At 62.4% G+C, this 15,534-nt stretch carries 17 protein-coding genes; 12 read left to right on the top strand and 5 right to left on the bottom strand.

Going from position 1 to position 15,534, the window contains the following annotated elements:
• Positions 1-2 precede the first annotated feature (2 nt).
• The 7 genes from KW842_RS12695 (at position 3) to KW842_RS12725 (ending at position 5,351) form a co-directional block, all read left to right on the top strand.
• A complete protein-coding gene (locus KW842_RS12695; protein WP_218304466.1) occupies positions 3-770 on the top strand; it encodes an ABC transporter substrate-binding protein in 768 nt (255 codons plus the stop codon).
• 73 nt (positions 771-843) lie between these two features.
• A complete protein-coding gene (locus tag KW842_RS12700) occupies positions 844-1,965 on the top strand; it encodes a PAS domain S-box protein (RefSeq protein ID WP_373925176.1) in 1,122 nt (373 codons plus the stop codon).
• 85 nt (positions 1,966-2,050) lie between these two features.
• Entirely contained in the window at positions 2,051-2,584 is a 534-nt protein-coding gene (locus tag KW842_RS12705; protein ID WP_218304468.1) for a hypothetical protein, read from the top strand.
• Between the two features lie 99 nt (positions 2,585-2,683).
• The gene (locus tag KW842_RS12710) at positions 2,684-3,460 is read left to right on the top strand and encodes a GNAT family N-acetyltransferase (RefSeq protein WP_218304469.1); all 777 of its coding nucleotides are present in this window, start codon (positions 2,684-2,686) and stop codon (positions 3,458-3,460) included.
• Positions 3,461-3,518: 58 nt separating this feature from the next.
• Positions 3,519-4,328, top strand: a complete 810-nt coding sequence (gene fdhD, locus KW842_RS12715; RefSeq protein ID WP_218304470.1) for a formate dehydrogenase accessory sulfurtransferase FdhD — start codon at positions 3,519-3,521, stop codon at positions 4,326-4,328.
• The gene (locus KW842_RS12720) at positions 4,315-4,710 is read left to right on the top strand and encodes a hypothetical protein (RefSeq protein WP_218304471.1); all 396 of its coding nucleotides are present in this window, start codon (positions 4,315-4,317) and stop codon (positions 4,708-4,710) included. Before fdhD ends, KW842_RS12720 begins: the two co-directional genes overlap by 14 nt.
• A gap of 167 nt (positions 4,711-4,877) precedes the next feature.
• Positions 4,878-5,351, top strand: coding sequence for a hypothetical protein (locus KW842_RS12725; RefSeq protein WP_218304472.1), 474 nt, complete (start codon positions 4,878-4,880; stop codon positions 5,349-5,351).
• Here KW842_RS12725 and KW842_RS12730 read toward each other — a convergent pair.
• Complete coding sequence (locus KW842_RS12730) at positions 5,348-7,651, bottom strand: FdhF/YdeP family oxidoreductase (RefSeq protein WP_218304473.1); 2,304 nt, start codon at positions 7,649-7,651, stop codon at positions 5,348-5,350. The genes KW842_RS12725 and KW842_RS12730 overlap by 4 nt on opposite strands.
• Positions 7,652-7,709: 58 nt before the next feature.
• Here KW842_RS12730 and KW842_RS12735 point away from each other — a divergent pair, with 58 nt between their 5' ends.
• The 4 genes from KW842_RS12735 to KW842_RS12750 all read left to right on the top strand — a co-directional run bounded on the left by KW842_RS12735 (position 7,710) and on the right by KW842_RS12750 (position 10,876).
• Positions 7,710-7,970 (top strand): ArsR family transcriptional regulator, encoded by a 261-nt coding sequence (locus KW842_RS12735; RefSeq protein WP_218304474.1) that lies wholly within the window; start codon positions 7,710-7,712, stop codon positions 7,968-7,970.
• A 102-nt stretch (positions 7,971-8,072) separates the two neighbouring features.
• Positions 8,073-8,540 (top strand): nuclear transport factor 2 family protein, encoded by a 468-nt coding sequence (locus tag KW842_RS12740; protein ID WP_218304475.1) that lies wholly within the window; start codon positions 8,073-8,075, stop codon positions 8,538-8,540.
• Between the two features lie 9 nt (positions 8,541-8,549).
• Positions 8,550-9,104, top strand: a complete 555-nt coding sequence (locus KW842_RS12745; RefSeq protein WP_229223658.1) for a TetR/AcrR family transcriptional regulator — start codon at positions 8,550-8,552, stop codon at positions 9,102-9,104.
• 65 nt (positions 9,105-9,169) lie between these two features.
• On the top strand, positions 9,170-10,876 hold the full coding sequence (locus KW842_RS12750) for a bifunctional diguanylate cyclase/phosphodiesterase (protein ID WP_218304476.1): 1,707 nt from the start codon (positions 9,170-9,172) through the stop codon (positions 10,874-10,876).
• A 2-nt stretch (positions 10,877-10,878) separates the two neighbouring features.
• Here the strand turns inward: KW842_RS12750 and KW842_RS12755 are convergent, their stop codons facing one another.
• Together KW842_RS12755 and KW842_RS12760 are read right to left on the bottom strand one after the other, a co-directional pair.
• Entirely contained in the window at positions 10,879-12,063 is a 1,185-nt protein-coding gene (locus tag KW842_RS12755) for a DUF1501 domain-containing protein (protein ID WP_218304477.1), read from the bottom strand.
• 10 nt (positions 12,064-12,073) lie between these two features.
• A complete protein-coding gene (locus KW842_RS12760) occupies positions 12,074-13,594 on the bottom strand; it encodes a DUF1800 domain-containing protein (protein WP_218304478.1) in 1,521 nt (506 codons plus the stop codon).
• Positions 13,595-13,675: 81 nt separating this feature from the next.
• On the opposite strand from KW842_RS12760, the gene KW842_RS12765 reads away from it, so the two are divergent.
• Entirely contained in the window at positions 13,676-14,275 is a 600-nt protein-coding gene (locus KW842_RS12765; RefSeq protein ID WP_218304479.1) for a YdeI family protein, read from the top strand.
• Between the two features lie 104 nt (positions 14,276-14,379).
• Here the strand turns inward: KW842_RS12765 and KW842_RS12770 are convergent, their stop codons facing one another.
• Together KW842_RS12770 and KW842_RS12775 are read right to left on the bottom strand one after the other, a co-directional pair.
• The gene (locus KW842_RS12770; RefSeq protein WP_090320664.1) at positions 14,380-14,667 is read right to left on the bottom strand and encodes a hypothetical protein; all 288 of its coding nucleotides are present in this window, start codon (positions 14,665-14,667) and stop codon (positions 14,380-14,382) included.
• A 187-nt stretch (positions 14,668-14,854) separates the two neighbouring features.
• A complete protein-coding gene (locus KW842_RS12775) occupies positions 14,855-15,532 on the bottom strand; it encodes an ABC transporter ATP-binding protein (protein WP_218304480.1) in 678 nt (225 codons plus the stop codon).
• Between the last annotated feature and the right edge of the window lie 2 nt (positions 15,533-15,534).

The following is a 15,534-nucleotide window of genomic DNA, read 5'->3' on the forward strand; positions in this document are numbered from 1 at the left end:
CCATGTTCGACAGGATAGTTCGCTACAGCGCTTGCATGTTGCTACTCCTGTCGATGCCGGCCGTGGCGCGCGAAACAGTGATCCTATGCTACGAGGCGCAGGACGTGCTGCCGTGGCGCACGGAGAAGGGCGGCGGCCTTAATTTCGCGCTGCTGAAAATGGTTGAGCAGCGGCTCGATATTCATTTCGATTTTCAAAGCGTTCCCTGGAAGCGCTGCCTGGCGCAGCTGAAGGTGAATGCGGTCGATGGTGCGTTTGCGGTCAGCTTCAAGCCGGACCGGCGCGAGCTGGGCGAGTATCCCGGCGCAGAAAATATCGACACCTCCAAGCGCATGCACACCGATACCTATGTAGTGTTGCGCCGCAAGGGCAGCAAGGTGGCGTGGGACGGCAAACAGTTCAGCAATCTGGATGGCGCAATCGGCTTCCAGCTTGGCTATTCGGTGGGCGATGTACTGCGCGCGCAGAATCTGGAAGTGGACGAGGGCAGCCAGCGCGCCGATGAGCTGGCGCGCAAGCTGATCGCCGGGCGTGTCGCTGCGGCGGCGCTGGGTGGCAGTGACGCTGCCGGTTTGATGCGCGGCCCGCTGGCGCCACAGCTGGAGCAATTGCCGATCCCCATCATTGAAAAGCCTTATTTCCTGATCCTGTCGCATGCGCTGGTGGCGTCCAGGCCGCAACTGGCGGCGCGCATCTGGAGCGAGATGGAGAAAGCCCGCAATAGCCCGGCCTACAAGAAGCTGGCGCAGGCGCAGGGAGTGCGGAATTAATACCCACGACAAAGTACTGCTGGATGGCGGCGGGCCGCTGACGCAGCTACGGCTGGCGTGGCGACGCAATATCGTGCTGCGTCTGGGCTTCGGGATTTTTCTCGCGGTGGCGATTTCCACCGCCATCTACACTACTTATGTGATGCAGAGCTTGCGCAGCGAGGCGGAACAGAATCTGCACGACCGTGCCGAGCGGCTGGCGGCGGTACTGTCGCAGGCTTTGGCGCGGCCGCTATTCGACATGAATAGCGCAGCGGTGGCCAGCGTGGTGGATGCTTCTGGCGCCACGCCGGAAGTGCTGATGCTGCGGGTACTGGCGCCGAATGGCAGTGAGCTGGCCGGGTATGTGTCGCCGATGAAGGATCCGGTGGCCTCGATCCGCGTGAAGCGGGAGATCCAGTTCAACGATGGACGGCGCAGTTATCCGGTAGGCGCGATTGATCTGGCATATTCGCGCCAGCAGATGAATACCGACTTGAACCGGCAGATTTTTAATACCCTGGCGGCCAATCTGTTGCTGGCGATGGGCATTGCGCTGTCGATCCTGATTGTCGGCCGGCGCGCGGCGCGGCCGTTTGCCGATATCCGTACCGCGCTGGAAAAGCTGACACGCGGCGAAACGGATATCAAGCTATCCGGCATCGGCAGGGAAGACCAGGTGGGGCGGCTGTCTGACGCGGTGCTGCGCTTCCGCGATACGCTGACCCGGTTGCGCGACGCCGAGCGTGAGCTGCGCGATTTCAATGCGGAGCTGGAACAGCGCATCAGTGTCCGCACTGCCGAGCTGACGCGAAGCATACATCAGACGCGCGACAGCGAGGCCAAGTTGCAGGCCATCGTCGACACGGCGCTGGACGCGGTGGTGCGGATGGATCTGGAAGGGCGCATCGTTGGCTGGAACCGCCAGGCGGAGCTAATCTTCGGCTGGAAGTGCGAGGAGGTTCTGGGCAGGGCGCTGGATCAGACCATTATCCCGCCGCGCTTCCGCTATGACCATAAGCGCGGCATGCAGCGCTATCTGACTGGCGCGAGCAGCGGCGTGCTGGAACGGCGCATCGAGGTGTTTGCATTGCGCCGCAGTGGCGAGGAATTCCCCATCGAGTTGTCGATCACGCCGGTGAAAACGGAGGAGCGCAATAGCTATGAGTTCTGCGCTTTTATTCGTGATATCAGTGCGCGGCGGCCTGCGGCGTGAATCATTTTCATAGATGTACTCGCCCGCGCGGTTGAGTTGGAAAATGATATATACTGTTTATATTGATGACTACATTGGAGTGAATATGGCGACCAAACCAGCCACCCGGACCACCGCAACCAAGACCGCCGCCAAGCCGGCCGCAAAACCAGCGGTGAAAGCTGCCCCACGCACGGCCGCCCCGCGCGCGGCCGCCAAGCCGGTGCCGAAAGCTGCCGTCAAGCCAGCTGCACCTAAAGCAGTGCCAAAAGCTGCGCCGAAAGCCGCCGCCAAGCCAGCTGTGAAAGCCGCTCCAAAGGTAGCGCCGAAGGCCGCGCCTAAAGTTGCACCTAAAGCCGCTCCGAAAGCCGTCGCCAAGCCAGTGCCAAAAGCCGCACCTGAAGTTAAAGTCAAAGCCCATAAGGAAAAACTGGTGCGTGACAGCTTCACCATGCCGGAAGCCGAATACGCCGTGCTGGGCCAGGTGAAAAAAGCCGCCTTGAAAGCCGGCTTCGAAGTAAAGAAAAGCGAACTGCTGCGCATCGGCGTGGCGCTGATCTCGCAGATCGACCTGGCGACGCTGAAAAACGTGCTGGCAAGCCTGCCGCAGCTGAAAACCGGCCGTCCAAAGAAGGCCTGATTAAAAAACAACAGGTCACGAAAATGACATTTTATTGTCATTTTCTTGAAGTATTCGCTGGTTACGCTTGCTTCGTCTTCTACACAAAAGGGATGAAGCATGCAAACCTCGATCATACAAGCCGATGTCCGAGCAACGTCCGGCAAGCTGGTACTCAGCATGGCAAGCACGCCGGAAGAACTGCGTGAAGTCCAGCGCCTGCGCTACAAGGTATTCATCGAAACCATGGGACTGACCGCGTTGCAAAGCGCCGACGGCCTGGATAGCGACGAATTCGACGAGCATTGCGATCACCTGATCGTGCGCGATTCCGACACCCTGATGGTGGTGGGCACCTATCGCCTGCTGAGCGCCAACCGCGCCCGCAAGCTGGGCCGCCTGTACTCGGAAGGCGAGTTTGACCTGGGCCGCCTGAACAACATCCGCGGCCGCATCGTTGAAGCAGGCCGCGCCTGCATCCATCCCGATTACCGTGGCGGCAGCGTGATCATGCTGCTGTGGTCCGGCCTGGCCGAATACATGCGCCGCGAGAACGCCGAATTCCTGGTGGGCTGCGCCAGCATCTCGCTGGCCGATGGCGGCCACAACGCGGTTGCCGTGTATCAGCAACTGGTGACCAAGAACCTGGCACCGATCGAATACCGTGTGACGCCGCACCTGCCGTTCCCGTTCTCCAAGCTGGAAGCTGCGCAAAAGCCGCAAGTGCCTGCGCTGTTGAAAGGCTATATGCGCTCGGGCGCATGGATCTGCGGCGAACCGGCCTGGGATCCTGATTTTGAAAGCGCCGACCTGTTCCTGCTGATGCCGCTGGCGAACCTGGACACCCGCTACGCGCGTCACTACGGCGTGGGCGAAGCCCAGCCTTTGGCTGCCTGACGAGGTCTGGCGGCCCGGTGTAGAATGAGCGGCGTTGTGCTTATTCTGCGGGGCTGTCATGAAGTTGGATTTAGAGTCGGATCAAACCGGGTTTCAGGAGCGCCAGGTGCTGCGCCATCGCGGCGCCCGCGCCACGTCCGCGACTGACAACGTGATTGAGGAAGTGCCGGTGGCGCTGGTCGTCAACGGCATCTCGCACGCGGTCATGATGGTCACGCCGCGCGACCTGCAGCCCTTTGCCATGGGCTTTCTGCTGACCGAAGGACTGGTCGCCAAACGCTCCGACGTGTTTGATATCGAAGTGCGCCAGCATGCGCGCAGCGTTGAGATCGACATCACCATCGCCACCCAGGAATTCATGCAGCTCAAGCAGCAGCGACGCTCAATGGCGGGCCGCAGCGGTTGCGGCGTGTGCGGCATCGAAAGCCTGGAGTTGCTTGACTTGCAGCCAGAGCCCATTCAGTCGCCGCCGCTGCACGCGCCGGGTGCGCTGCAACCTGCGATCGCCATCGCCGCTTCCGAGCTGGGGCAATATCAGGACCTGATGCGCGCCACCGGCGGCGTGCACGCTGCGGCGTGGTGTGATGCGCATGGCAACGTGCTGCGCGTCTGTGAGGACGTCGGCCGCCACAACGCGCTGGACAAGCTGATTGGCCACCTGGCGCTGGATGGCGAAGACATGTGGCGCGGCTTCGTGTTCATGTCCAGCCGTGCCAGTTATGAACTGGTGCGCAAGGCCGCGCGCATGCATATCCCGATGCTCGCGACCATTTCCGCGCCCAGCACGCTGGCAATCGACATCGCTGCCGAAGCCGGGGTCAAACTGGTGAGCTTCTGTCGACAGGATGGCTGCGTTGAATATACTTAAAGCCTCTTCATCCCTGATGGGCCTTTTGGCTGGTGTGCTGTTGGCGATACCGGCGTTTGCCAAGCCGCAGGACGCGCCGCCACAGAACTATGAGAACTGGGGCGTTTGCCCCTTTGAGTGCTGCACCTACCGCCAATGGACGGCCGAGGGCGATATCCCGGTCCATCAGCGCCGAAGCGAGGATTCGCCGGTGCTGTTCCATGTCTCCCAAGGCGAGGCGCTGGATGGCGTCGATGGTGTGGTGGTGACCGAACGTCCCGGCGTTATTACCGTGGACAGGGCGGTGCGGGACGGTTATCTGCGTGGACAGGAGCAGCCGCAGTTGTCGCTGCAACCGGGCGATGTGCTTTACATGCTGACACCGCTGGGTGAGGGCTGGTGAAGAACAAGGCTGGCAAGCGTGGCTGGACCAGTTCGGCCATGTTCAGCAACGCGGACGCCTGCGGCTCCTAGCGACACCGAAGCGCGCACTGTATGCCTTACCGAACAGATGGCGCGTCACGCAGGACCTAAGCTGTGGTTTCACCCGCACTTACGGAGCCTGTCAAGATGAAAAATCCCAGCCTACTCTCATCCGCGCTGATCGGCGCTGTCGCCAGCGCGCGTTCCATGACCCCCATGGCCACTATTGCAACGGCGCGTCTTGCCAACCGCAGCACGCCCGGCGCGCTGGCGTTATTGGATCGTCCGCTGTTCAAGTATGGCGCGCTGGCCATGGGCGCGGGAGAACTGTTGGGCGACAAAATGAAGTCCGCGCCTGACCGTACCGTTTTCCTCGGTCTGCTGGCGCGTGTCGCCAGCGCTGGCATCGCCGGTTCGGCGCTGGCGCCCAAGGGCAAGGAGGCGGCTGGCGCGGCGGTCGCGGTGGCCACCGCAGTGCCGCTGGCCTATCTGACGCTGGCCGGCCGCAAGCGCGCCATGGCCAGCATCGGCCAGACCCGCAGCGGCCTGATTGAAGACGCGTTGATCGTCGCCGCAGGCGCTGCCATCGTGGCGCTGGCGACCCGCTCCAAGCGCGACTAGGCCGCGCTACGCTCCAGCAGCACAGGTATCGATTTGGAGGTTGGCGTGCCGGCGCCGTCGGCGGTGCTGTGCAGCGGCACCAGGCCGTTGGTCTCGGGGAAGTAGGCGCCCAGGCAGCCACGCGGGATATCGTATTCCACCAGCTGGAAGCGCTCGGCGCGGCGGGTGACATCATCTTCCCACACGCTGATCAGGTCCACATGCTCGCCGTTTTTCAAACCCAGCAAGGTAAGGTCATCCTTGTTGATGAAGACCACGCGGCGCAGACCGTAGACGCCGCGATAGCGGTCGTCCAGCCCATAGATGGTGGTGTTGTACTGGTCGTGCGAGCGGGCGGTCATCAGCGTCATCAGGCGCTCGCCGTGTTTGGCGCGGGCGCGGTGGATCGGCGTGTCCAGGTCGATGGCGTGCGGCACGAACTGCGCGCGGCCGCTCGGCGTGCGCCATTCGCGTTCGCGCGACGCCACCCGCAGGTGGAAGCCACCCGGATGCGCCACGCGCGCGTTGAAGTCGTGGAAATCGTCGAAGACTTTTTCGATCAGCTCGCGGATTTCTGCGTAATCGCCGCCCAGCCGCAGCCAGTCGATCTTGTCGCTGCCCAGCGTGGCGTGCGCCAGCCTGGCGACGATCATGGTTTCCGACAGCAAGTTGTCCGACGCCGGCTTGTTCATGCCGTAGGACAGGTGCACCATGCTCATCGAGTCTTCCACCGTCACGCCTTGTGGCACGCCGTTTTGCAGGTCGATTTCAGTCCGGCCCAAGGTCGGCAGGATCAGCGCCTGCTTGCCCATGATCAGGTGGCTGCGATTCAGCTTGGTGGCGACGTGCACGGTCAGCGCGCAGTTTTGCAGCGCCTTGAAAGTGAGCGGCGTATCCGGCGTGGCCATGGCGAAGTTGCCGCCCATGGCGAAGAACAGCTTGACGCGGCCGTCCAGCATGGCCTGGATGCTGTCCACGGTGTCCAGGCCGTGTTCGCGCGGCGGATCGAAGTTGAACACGCGCTGCATGCGGTCGAGGAAAGCCTTGGTCGGCTTTTCCTCGATGCCCATGGTGCGGTCGCCCTGCACGTTGGAGTGGCCGCGCACCGGGCACAAGCCGGCGCCGGGGCGCCCGATCTGGCCGCGCATCATCATCAGGTTGGACAGCATCTGGATGGTCTTCAGCGCGTTCTTGTGCTGCGTGAGGCCCATGCCCCAGGTGCTGATGATGTTGTTGCCGCGAATGAAGATGCCGGTCAGTTGGTCAATTTGCAAGCGCGGCACGCCGGATTCTTCCAGCAGCACCGCCCAGCTTTCGGCACGCAGGTCTTGCTCGAAGGCCTCGTAGCCGCTGGTGTGGCGGGCGATGAATTCGCGGTCCAGTACACCCGGATGGCCGGTCGCCAGCGCTTCGTCGTCACGCTCGACCAGGCGCTTGGCGATGGCCTTGATCAGCGCGAAGTCGCCGGCCAGCTTGGGCTGCACGAACATATTGCTGATATTGGTGGTCGAACCGGTCAACATTTCCAGCGCGTGGGCCGGGCTGGTGAAGCGCTCCAGGCCGCGCTCGCGCAGCGGGTTGATCGACACGATGGTGGCGCCGCGCCGCGCGCAGTCGCGCAACTCGTTCATCATGCGCGGGTGGTTGGTGGCCGGGTTCTGGCCGAAGATCAGCAGCGTGTCGGCTTGGTCGAAATCTTCCAGCATCACCGTACCCTTGCCGATACCCACCGTGCCGGGCAGGCCGCGGCTGGTCGGCTCGTGGCACATATTCGAGCAGTCCGGGAAGTTGTTGGTGCCGTACAGGCGCACGAACAGCTGGAACAGGAAGGCCGCCTCGTTGCCGGTGCGGCCGGAGGTGTAGAAGGTGGCCTGGTTGGGATCGGGCAGGGCTTGCAGGTGGCGCGCCATCAGCGTGAACGCATCGTCCCAGGCGATCGGCACGTATTTGTCGCTGGCGGCGTCGTAGACCATCGGATCGGTCAGGCGGCCATGCTGCTCCAGCGCATAATCGGATTGCGCCAGCAGACTGGTGACGGTATGCGCGGCAAAGAATTCCGGGCGCACGCGCTTGCTGGTGGCTTCCGCCGCCACCGCCTTGACACCGTTCTCGCAGAACTCGAAGGTGGACGCGTGTTCGCGGTCCGGCCAGGCGCAGCCGGGACAGTCGAAGCCGTCCGGCTGGTTTTGCTTGAGCAGGGTTCTGTAATTGCCGCCCGCGACTTTTTCGCGCACGAGATTGATGGCCACCTGCTTTAACGCCCCCCAGCCTGCGGCAGGATGGGTGTAGGGAGTGATGTGGCCTTCGGGCTTTTTGTTCATGTTGCAATCCGGTACTATTTGATACGAGTATATTGCATTTGCAGAAAGAGCGTAACAGATGGACGAGGAAGTGTTGACCATGCTGGCCGGCGTGCTGGAAGCCCTGTGGCGCATCCAGGCGGAGTGGCCGGACAAGCCGTGCACGCTGGCCAAGCTGAGCAAGCAGGCGCAGCGTCCGATGAGCGTGCTGCGCCGCCAGCTGACCATGCTGGAGGAAATGCGGCTGCTTGCACTGGCGCTGGACGACGGCGGCATCACCGGCACGGTGCACCTCACTCCGGCCGGAGAGCAGCTGGCGCGCGCGTTGTTTGCCTCATAAGAAAGAGAATCCCCACAAATAGACAAAAGAGGTGTTGCCACGCATGCGTCAGAGGTTTATAGTTGTTGTACCGTTTGGTACAACTCAACTTAAGGTGCTCATATGTCCCGTCCTCCACTGCCTCCGTTCACCCTGGAAACCGCCAAGCAGAAAGCCCGCCTGGCCGAAGATGGCTGGAATACCCGCAATCCCGAAAAGGTTGCACTGGCTTACACCGAAGATTGCGCCTGGCGCAATCGTGGTGAATTTGTCAATGGCCGCAAGGAGATCATCGACCTGCTGACGCGCAAATGGACGCGCGAGCTGGAATACCGCCTGATCAAGGAATTGTGGGCGCATGACGGCAACCGCATTGCAGTCCGCTTCGCCTACGAATACCATGATGATTCCGGCCAGTGGTATCGCGCTTACGGCAACGAAAACTGGGAGTTCGCGGAAGACGGCCTGATGCGTCATCGTCTGGCCAGCATCAACGAACATCCGATCGCCGTCGCCGACCGCAAATTCCATTGGGATATCAACGCACCGCGTCCGGCCGATCATCCCGGCCTGAGCGATTTTGGGTTTTAAAAGGAAGTCATGCCACGAGTGATGGGAGAACGCAGCACCGTTGTGCCGCAACTGGCCGAAGTATTTCGCACCTATGGTTATGAGGGCGCCAGCCTGGCGCGCATCACCGAGGGAACCGGGCTGGGGAAGGGCAGCATCTATAACTTCTTCCCTGGCGGGAAGGACGAGATGGCGGCGGCGGTGCTGAGCGAAATCGATGGCTGGTTTCGCGAACAGGTCTTCCATCCGCTGCGCGACGCAGCCGACGCGCGGCGCGGCGTGATGATGATGTTTGACGCCGTCAGCCGTTATTTCGAGTCCGGCCGCAAGGTCTGTCTGGTTGGCATGTTTGCGCTGGGACACGAGCGCGACCGGTTTGCGCTCAAGGTGCAGGCGTATTTTGCCGAGTGGGTGCAGGCGCTGGCGGTGGTGCTGGAACGCGGCGGACGCGATCCCGAGAGCGCACTGGCGCTGGCCGAGGAAGTGGTCGGCGGCATCCAGGGCGCGCTGGTACTGGCACGTGCAGCCAACGAGCCGGCGCTATTCATGCGCGCGCTGGCGCGGCTGCGGCAGCGCGTCGCCTAGATTGCGCAACAGGGGGAACTTTGCTGCGGTGCCGCTGATCCAACAGTTTTATCCGGTGACCGGCCATGACTCCCCAACTGAACCATGTGATCGCGCCCGGACTGGCGCCAGCACTGCTGCTGGAGCAGATTTACCTGAACCTGCGCGACTTCGCCATTTTCACCATGGACGCGCAAGGCCTCGTCACCAGCTGGAATCTGGGCGCGGAGCTGATCTTCGGTTACGCCGCGCAGGATATGCTAGGCCAGCACGGCGCATGCCTGTTCACCGCTACCGACCGCGCAGAGGACCAGCCGCAGCAGGAAATGCGGACGGCGCAGCAGGCCAACCGCGCTGCCGATTACCGCTGGCACGCGCGGCGCGGCGGCGCGCTGTTCTGGGCGGATGGCGTGATGACGCCGCTGCGCGGCCATGACGGTGCGGTGATCGGCTATCTGAAAATTCTGCGCGATATCACCGCCAGCAAGCTGGCGCAGGACGAGGCGCGCCGGCTGGCCACCATCGATGTGCTGACCGGGCTGGCCAACCGCGCCGCGTTTGACGCGCGCCGCGCCGAGATGATGTCGTTTGCCGAGCGCAGCGGGCAATCGCTGCTGTTGCTGATGATCGACCTCGATCAGTTCAAGGAAGTCAACGACGCACATGGCCACCAGGCTGGCGACCTGTTATTGCAGCTGACCGCGCAGCGCCTGCGCGCAGCCTGCCGCGAAAGCGATTTTGTCGCCAGGCTGGGCGGCGACGAGTTCGCGCTGATCCAGCAAAACGTGGCGTCGCCCATCATTGGCGGCATGCTGGCGGAAAAATTGCTGGCGGAACTGGCGCGGCCCTTTCAGGTCAGCGACCGCGAAGTCACGATCAGCGCCAGCATCGGCATTGCCGTCTGTCCGCTGGACGCCGGCGCACCCGACCTGTTGTTGAAAAAAGCCGACCTGGCGCTGTATCACGCCAAGGAAGCCGGCCGCAATTGCTATCGCTATTACACAGCCGAGCTGGATCAGATGGCGCACCGCAAGAACGCCGACCATATCGAGATGCGCCGGCTGATGGGCGGCCAGAGTTGCGGGCTGGCCTATCAGCCCATCCTCGACGCGGACGGCCGCACGATTGCCATGGAAGCCTTGCTGCGCCTGCCGGGCTATATGGGGCTGGGACCGGTGGAATATGCGCTCGGCCTGGCGGGCGAAATGGGTCTGCTGCCGGAGCTGGGTGCTTGGGTCGCGCGGCAGGCTTGCGAGCAGTTGCGGGCCTGGAAGGACGCCGGCCTGGACGGGGTGCGTATCTGTATCAACACCTGCGCCAAGGAATTGCGCGACGCCGGCTATGTCGCGCAGCTGGAGGCCACCGTGGCCGACAACGGCTTGCTGGCGGATGATGTGGAAATCGAGCTCACCGAGCGCGATGTCATTGAGCTGGACCGCAGCGGCAGCAAGGTGGTGCAGCTACTGCACACACGCGGCTTCCGCCTGTCGCTGGACGATTTCGGCACCGGTTATTCTTCGCTCAGTTATCTGCGCGCGCTGCCGGTCAGCGCCATCAAGCTGGACAAGAGCTTTCTGTGCGACGTGCCGGACAATGCCGACGCCAACGCGGTGGTGCGGATGGTGGTGCAACTGGCGCACGATTTGCGGCTGGAGGTGGTCGCGGAAGGCGTCGAGCATCACGCCCAGGCCAACTTCCTCGGCGAGGCCGGCTGCAATGCCTTCCAGGGCTATTTGTACGCGCCGGCGCTGGCGCCCCAGGACGCGGCTGCCTGGCTGCGCAACCACCATTAGTGCTATACCAGGCCCAGATCGCGTCCCTGGGTGCCGAAGATTTTTTCCACCTGGCCGGCGTTCAGGCCGTACATGCGCGACAGCAGTCCGCCGAACATGGCGCGGTATTCGTTCAGCACCGGGTAGTCGCGGTTCTGGAACAGCGTCGGCTGCTCCAGGCGTATCTGCTCGCCATGGACCTTGCCGCCGTTGACGCTGCCGCCCAGCACCCAATAGACGCTGCCGTGGCCATGGTCGGTGCCACGGTTGCCATTCTCGCGGAAGGTGCGGCCGAATTCGCTGAGCACCACCACCACGGTGTTTTTCCAGTCAGGCCCCATTTCCTGCGCGAAGCCGGCCAGGCCGCGTCCCAGTTCTTCCAGCCGGTTCGCCAGGTAGCCGGTGCTGTTGCCCTGGCCGACGTGGGTGTCCCAACCGCCGACATCGACAAAGCCGATGTTGTACTTGTCCTTCATCAGCTTGGCGATGCGGCGCGCCTCCAGCTCAAAACCCTTGGCGCTGATGGCGTTGCGGTTGGCGGCGTTCATTTCGCCTATCATTTCCTTCATCACGTCCTCGCGCACGGCAAAGCCGTCGCGCACCGGCTGCGCCAGCTGCGTTTCCTGGTACATGGCGGCGATCATCCGGGCCTGCCGTGCATCGACCGCCGGCTTGGCGACATTGCGCAGCGCGGTGTTCGGTACCTGCAGCCCGCCTTGCATGATCAACGGCAGCTGGTCGGTGAAAGAGATGGCGTTGGCGCGGTCGGCGTTGAGCGTGGCGGCCAGGCGGTTGAGGAAGCCGGAGCGGTAGTCGCGCGAGCCTTTCAGCGGCTGACCCAGTTCGATACTGTCCTGGGTTTCAAAGTGGCTGCGCGACAGGTCTTCGGTGCCGGCGAACGGCACGAAGGCGGCTTGCCCGGCCGTAAACAGCGGATGGATGGTGTCGGCCAGCGCCGGATGCAGGCCCCAGTTGCTGTCGATCGGCAGCGCGTCGGCCTTGGCGATGGCGATGTTGGGCCGCACCTCGTAGTAGTACTGGCTGGACACCGGCGCCAGCAGGCTGGTGGCGTCGTAGCCACCGCGCATGAAGACGAACAGCAAACGCGTCTGATTGGCGGGCGCGGCCCACAGCTGGCCGGCCATGGATGCCGCCGATAATGAGGCCGATGCAGCGGCCAAAGTCTTGAGCAGGGTACGGCGTTTCATCGGGCTTCTCCTAGCGGTGCATCAGTTCCGGCGATGACAGCAGCAGCGTGTTCCACTCCTGCGGCGAGGCGGCTTGTTCCAGCGCCTGCCGGGTGGCCGGCGCCAGCGATTTTTGCAGCGACTGGTAGTACAGCGCATTGGCCAGTTGCGGGAAGGCCGGCTTCTCGGTTGGCTGCGCGCCTTCGGTCTTGAACAGGCCGGCCGCGCCGCTGCCGATGGCCTTGGCGATTTCGAAGCGGGTGGTCATCTGGCCGGGGCTGGCCCAGCCGGATTGCGTCAGCGGATAGCCGTCCGGCGTCTGGCGGCCGTACAGCGGCTCGGCCATGCGGTTCAGCCAGTTGAGCATCGGACCGGTGTTGAGAATGATCTTGTCGTCGTAGGTCAGGCGTACGGCCGACACCACATAGTGCACCGGGTCCTTGAATTTTTTGCCCAGCGATTGCGTGAACTCAGGCGCGGTCAGCATCACCCGCATTACAGCGGCGATATCGCCGTCGCTGGACAGGAAGCGCTGCGCCATGCGTTCCACCAACTGCGGCGGCGGTTCGTCGGCGACGAAATAGATGGCCAGCTTGCGGCTGACGTAGCGCGCGGTGGCCGGGCTGCGGCTCAGACGGTCCAGCGCTTCATCCACTTCGGCCAGGCCGCGTCCCTTGACCGTCTGGCCGAGGAAGACTTTGTCGCCGTAGTCATGGCGGTTGGGGTTGAATTCAAACAGGCCCTGGCGGACATACTGGTTCTGCTTGTCCTTGCGCACATTCGGCGCTTTGTCGCTCAGGTTGACGCCGACGCCGGTGAGGATGCGCGCCAGCTGCTGCACGTCGTTCTGCGTGTAGCCGCCATCGACACCCAGCGTGTGCAGCTCCATGATTTCTCGGGCGTAGTTTTCGTTGATGCGGTTGGCGGCGTTCTGTTCGTTGTCCAGGTAGCGGATCATGGCAGGGTGGCGCAGCGTGGCAGACAGCAGGTCGCGGAACTTGCCCAGCGCGTGGGGGCGGATCGCCTGCTCCTCATAGTCGCCCACCAGCACCCGCAGATTGCTCTTGCCCTGATGGACGTTGAAGTGGTTCATCCAGAACCAGGTCATCTGTTCCTGCAACTGGTTGGGCGAGTACAGCGCACGCAGCAGCGCGCGGGTGGCGGCTTCGCGCGCCAGCCGGCTCATTTCCTGCTGATAGGCGCGCTGCGCGGCTTTCTTGGCGTCGTCATCGACCATCGCCTTATCGTAGTCGCGGCGTTGCGCTTCCAGTTCCTGCACCAGCTGCATCACCGGCTTTTGCGAGATGGTCAGCGCATCGATCTGCGCCTGGGCGGCGGCGGGCAGCACGGCGGGGGCAGGGTGTAGCTGCTGCTCCAGCCAGGCGTCATATCCCATCTTCTCGGCCTGCTGGTAAGTGCTGTTGCTGACGCCCCAGCTGACGCGGTTTAGCGCCGCGCTCAGGGCTACCGGGTCGGCAGGCGCCTGCGGCACGGGCGTGGTGGCCGCGCATCCTGCCAGCAGCAGGGCAACAATGGATGAGATTGTTTTCATGCTGCGAGTATAGACCCATGCCGCTGGCCGCAAGTATGCGATTCGTGTATCGTGCAACAAAATGTTACTGGAGACATTATCATGCCCGCCATCGACCCGCGCGTGGACGCCTATATCGCCAAGTCGGCCGAGTTTGCGCAAGCCATCCTGACGCATTTGCGCGCGGTGGTGCACGCCACTTGCCCTGACGTCGAGGAAACCATCAAGTGGGGCTTCCCGCACTTTATGTACAAGGGCATGATGTGCAGCATGGCGTCCTTCAAGGCGCACTGCGCTTTCGGCTTCTGGAAGGCGGAACTGCTGATGGCGGACGACGCCAGGAGGGAAGCGATGGGCGACTTCGGCCGGATTACGTCGCTGAAGGATTTGCCGCCGAAGAAGACGCTGGCCACTTACATCAGGCAAGCGATGAAGCTCAACGATGACGGCGTCGCCGCACCGGCGCGCGCCAAGCCCGCAACGCCGCGCGCGCTGGAGATACCGGATGACCTGAGCGCCGCGCTGGACGCCTCGCCCGAGGCGCGGCGCCACTTCGACGCCTTCAGCCCCAGCAAGCAGCGCGACTACGCTGAATGGCTGACCGAGGCCAAGACCGAAGCAACGCGCGCGCGCAGGCGTGAGCAGGCCATCGCATGGATCGCTGAAGGTAAAGCGAGGAATTGGAAGTACGAGAAATGCTAGGGAAAACAGCTATCAGCGGGGTTTGGGCTGATTGCTATGGCGCTTCTTAAAGGACGCCGGATACCGCATGCCGGCGTCTGGCATGGCAAGAACAGTGCGGCCGTTCAATGCATAGACGCGGTAGAGAGATCTTTCAGCTCGCGAATGCTGATCTCCGATTTTTCATGCATGCGCAACAGGATCGTTGCACCAACTGCTAACTTACGGTGGCGGATCTTGCTGATGATCGGGGGCTGAACTTCCAGCACCCGGCACAACTCTGCATCGTTTTTCAAGTTCATCTTTTCGATCAGAGTATCAAGCAGCTTGTTCGGCACGAAACTGGATGGCTCCAGCGCACGAGCGCGATTCATCGCTTCAATCAACTCCAACTTCTTCTGACGGACGTTCATGGTTTGCTCCTCCTTTGCTCTAAACGTTTTTAAGAAGTACGTTTCCCGGCAAGGCTAGCGCCACACTCGTTCTGGTTCGGGTCTGAATGTGGCACGCTACTCAACATTCTTGATAACCATGCAAGTTAACTTAAATAATACTACGGCTGGGAAAAAAGTGCAGGGTTTAACAATTAAATTATGTTAGTTATTGCGCAAACTGGTTGACGATTGTTGTTTCTTGTAGCCCACATTTTGAAAGTTGTAGGATTTTGTCTGTCTTTTGGGCGGAAAGTTGCGAATGTGTCACCATGATGGCGCTGGCGCCAGTGGCTTTGATTTCACGTTGCAACAGTGTCAGGATGGCGTCGGCGGTATCGGGATCGAGGTTGCCGGTTGGCTCGTCGGCCAGCACCAGCGCCGGGCGGTGCACCAGCGCGCGGGCGATTGCCACGCGCTGCATTTGGCCGCCCGAGATTTGATGGGGGAAGTCGTGTTCGCGGCCCGCCAGGCCGACCGCATCCAGCATCTCGGCCGCGCGCGCGGTCGGCAGACCATTCAGCAGCAGCGGCAGGGCAACGTTTTGCAGCAGGGTCAGATGCGGCAATACGTGGAAGGCTTGAAAGATAAAACCCATGCGCGCGCGGCGCAGCTTGGTGGCCGCATCGTCATCGAGGCCGGACATCGCAACGCCGTCAACGATGATCGGCGATACGTCAGTCGCGTCGGGCGTATCCAGGCCAGCGATAAGATTCAGCAGTGTTGATTTTCCGACGCCGGAATCGCCCATAATGGAGACGAATTCGCCGGCCTTGAAGGTCCATGACAGGCGGTCCAGCACCGGACGGCCGTTATAGGATTTGGAGAGCTGGCGAAGTTCGAGCATGG

The organism is Duganella sp. sic0402, from assembly GCF_019219065.1.
Lineage (GTDB): Bacteria > Pseudomonadota > Gammaproteobacteria > Burkholderiales > Burkholderiaceae_D > Rugamonas.

Bases quoted from the DNA above. Each gene is read 5' to 3' on its own strand.
- KW842_RS12695 (WP_218304466.1), top strand. From the start codon at position 3: ATGTTCGACAGGATAGTTCGCTACAGCGCTTGCATGTTGCTACTCCTG.
- KW842_RS12705 (WP_218304468.1), top strand. From the start codon at position 2,051: ATGGCGACCAAACCAGCCACCCGGACCACCGCAACCAAGACCGCCGCC.
- KW842_RS12710 (WP_218304469.1), top strand. From the start codon at position 2,684: ATGCAAACCTCGATCATACAAGCCGATGTCCGAGCAACGTCCGGCAAG.
- fdhD (WP_218304470.1), top strand. From the start codon at position 3,519: ATGAAGTTGGATTTAGAGTCGGATCAAACCGGGTTTCAGGAGCGCCAG.
- KW842_RS12725 (WP_218304472.1), top strand. From the start codon at position 4,878: ATGAAAAATCCCAGCCTACTCTCATCCGCGCTGATCGGCGCTGTCGCC.
- KW842_RS12730 (WP_218304473.1), bottom strand. From the start codon at position 7,651: ATGAACAAAAAGCCCGAAGGCCACATCACTCCCTACACCCATCCTGCC.
- KW842_RS12735 (WP_218304474.1), top strand. From the start codon at position 7,710: ATGGACGAGGAAGTGTTGACCATGCTGGCCGGCGTGCTGGAAGCCCTG.
- KW842_RS12740 (WP_218304475.1), top strand. From the start codon at position 8,073: ATGTCCCGTCCTCCACTGCCTCCGTTCACCCTGGAAACCGCCAAGCAG.
- KW842_RS12745 (WP_229223658.1), top strand. From the start codon at position 8,550: ATGCCACGAGTGATGGGAGAACGCAGCACCGTTGTGCCGCAACTGGCC.
- KW842_RS12750 (WP_218304476.1), top strand. From the start codon at position 9,170: ATGACTCCCCAACTGAACCATGTGATCGCGCCCGGACTGGCGCCAGCA.
- KW842_RS12755 (WP_218304477.1), bottom strand. From the start codon at position 12,063: ATGAAACGCCGTACCCTGCTCAAGACTTTGGCCGCTGCATCGGCCTCA.
- KW842_RS12760 (WP_218304478.1), bottom strand. From the start codon at position 13,594: ATGAAAACAATCTCATCCATTGTTGCCCTGCTGCTGGCAGGATGCGCG.
- KW842_RS12765 (WP_218304479.1), top strand. From the start codon at position 13,676: ATGCCCGCCATCGACCCGCGCGTGGACGCCTATATCGCCAAGTCGGCC.
- KW842_RS12770 (WP_090320664.1), bottom strand. From the start codon at position 14,667: ATGAACGTCCGTCAGAAGAAGTTGGAGTTGATTGAAGCGATGAATCGC.
- KW842_RS12775 (WP_218304480.1), bottom strand. From the start codon at position 15,532: ATGCTCGAACTTCGCCAGCTCTCCAAATCCTATAACGGCCGTCCGGTG.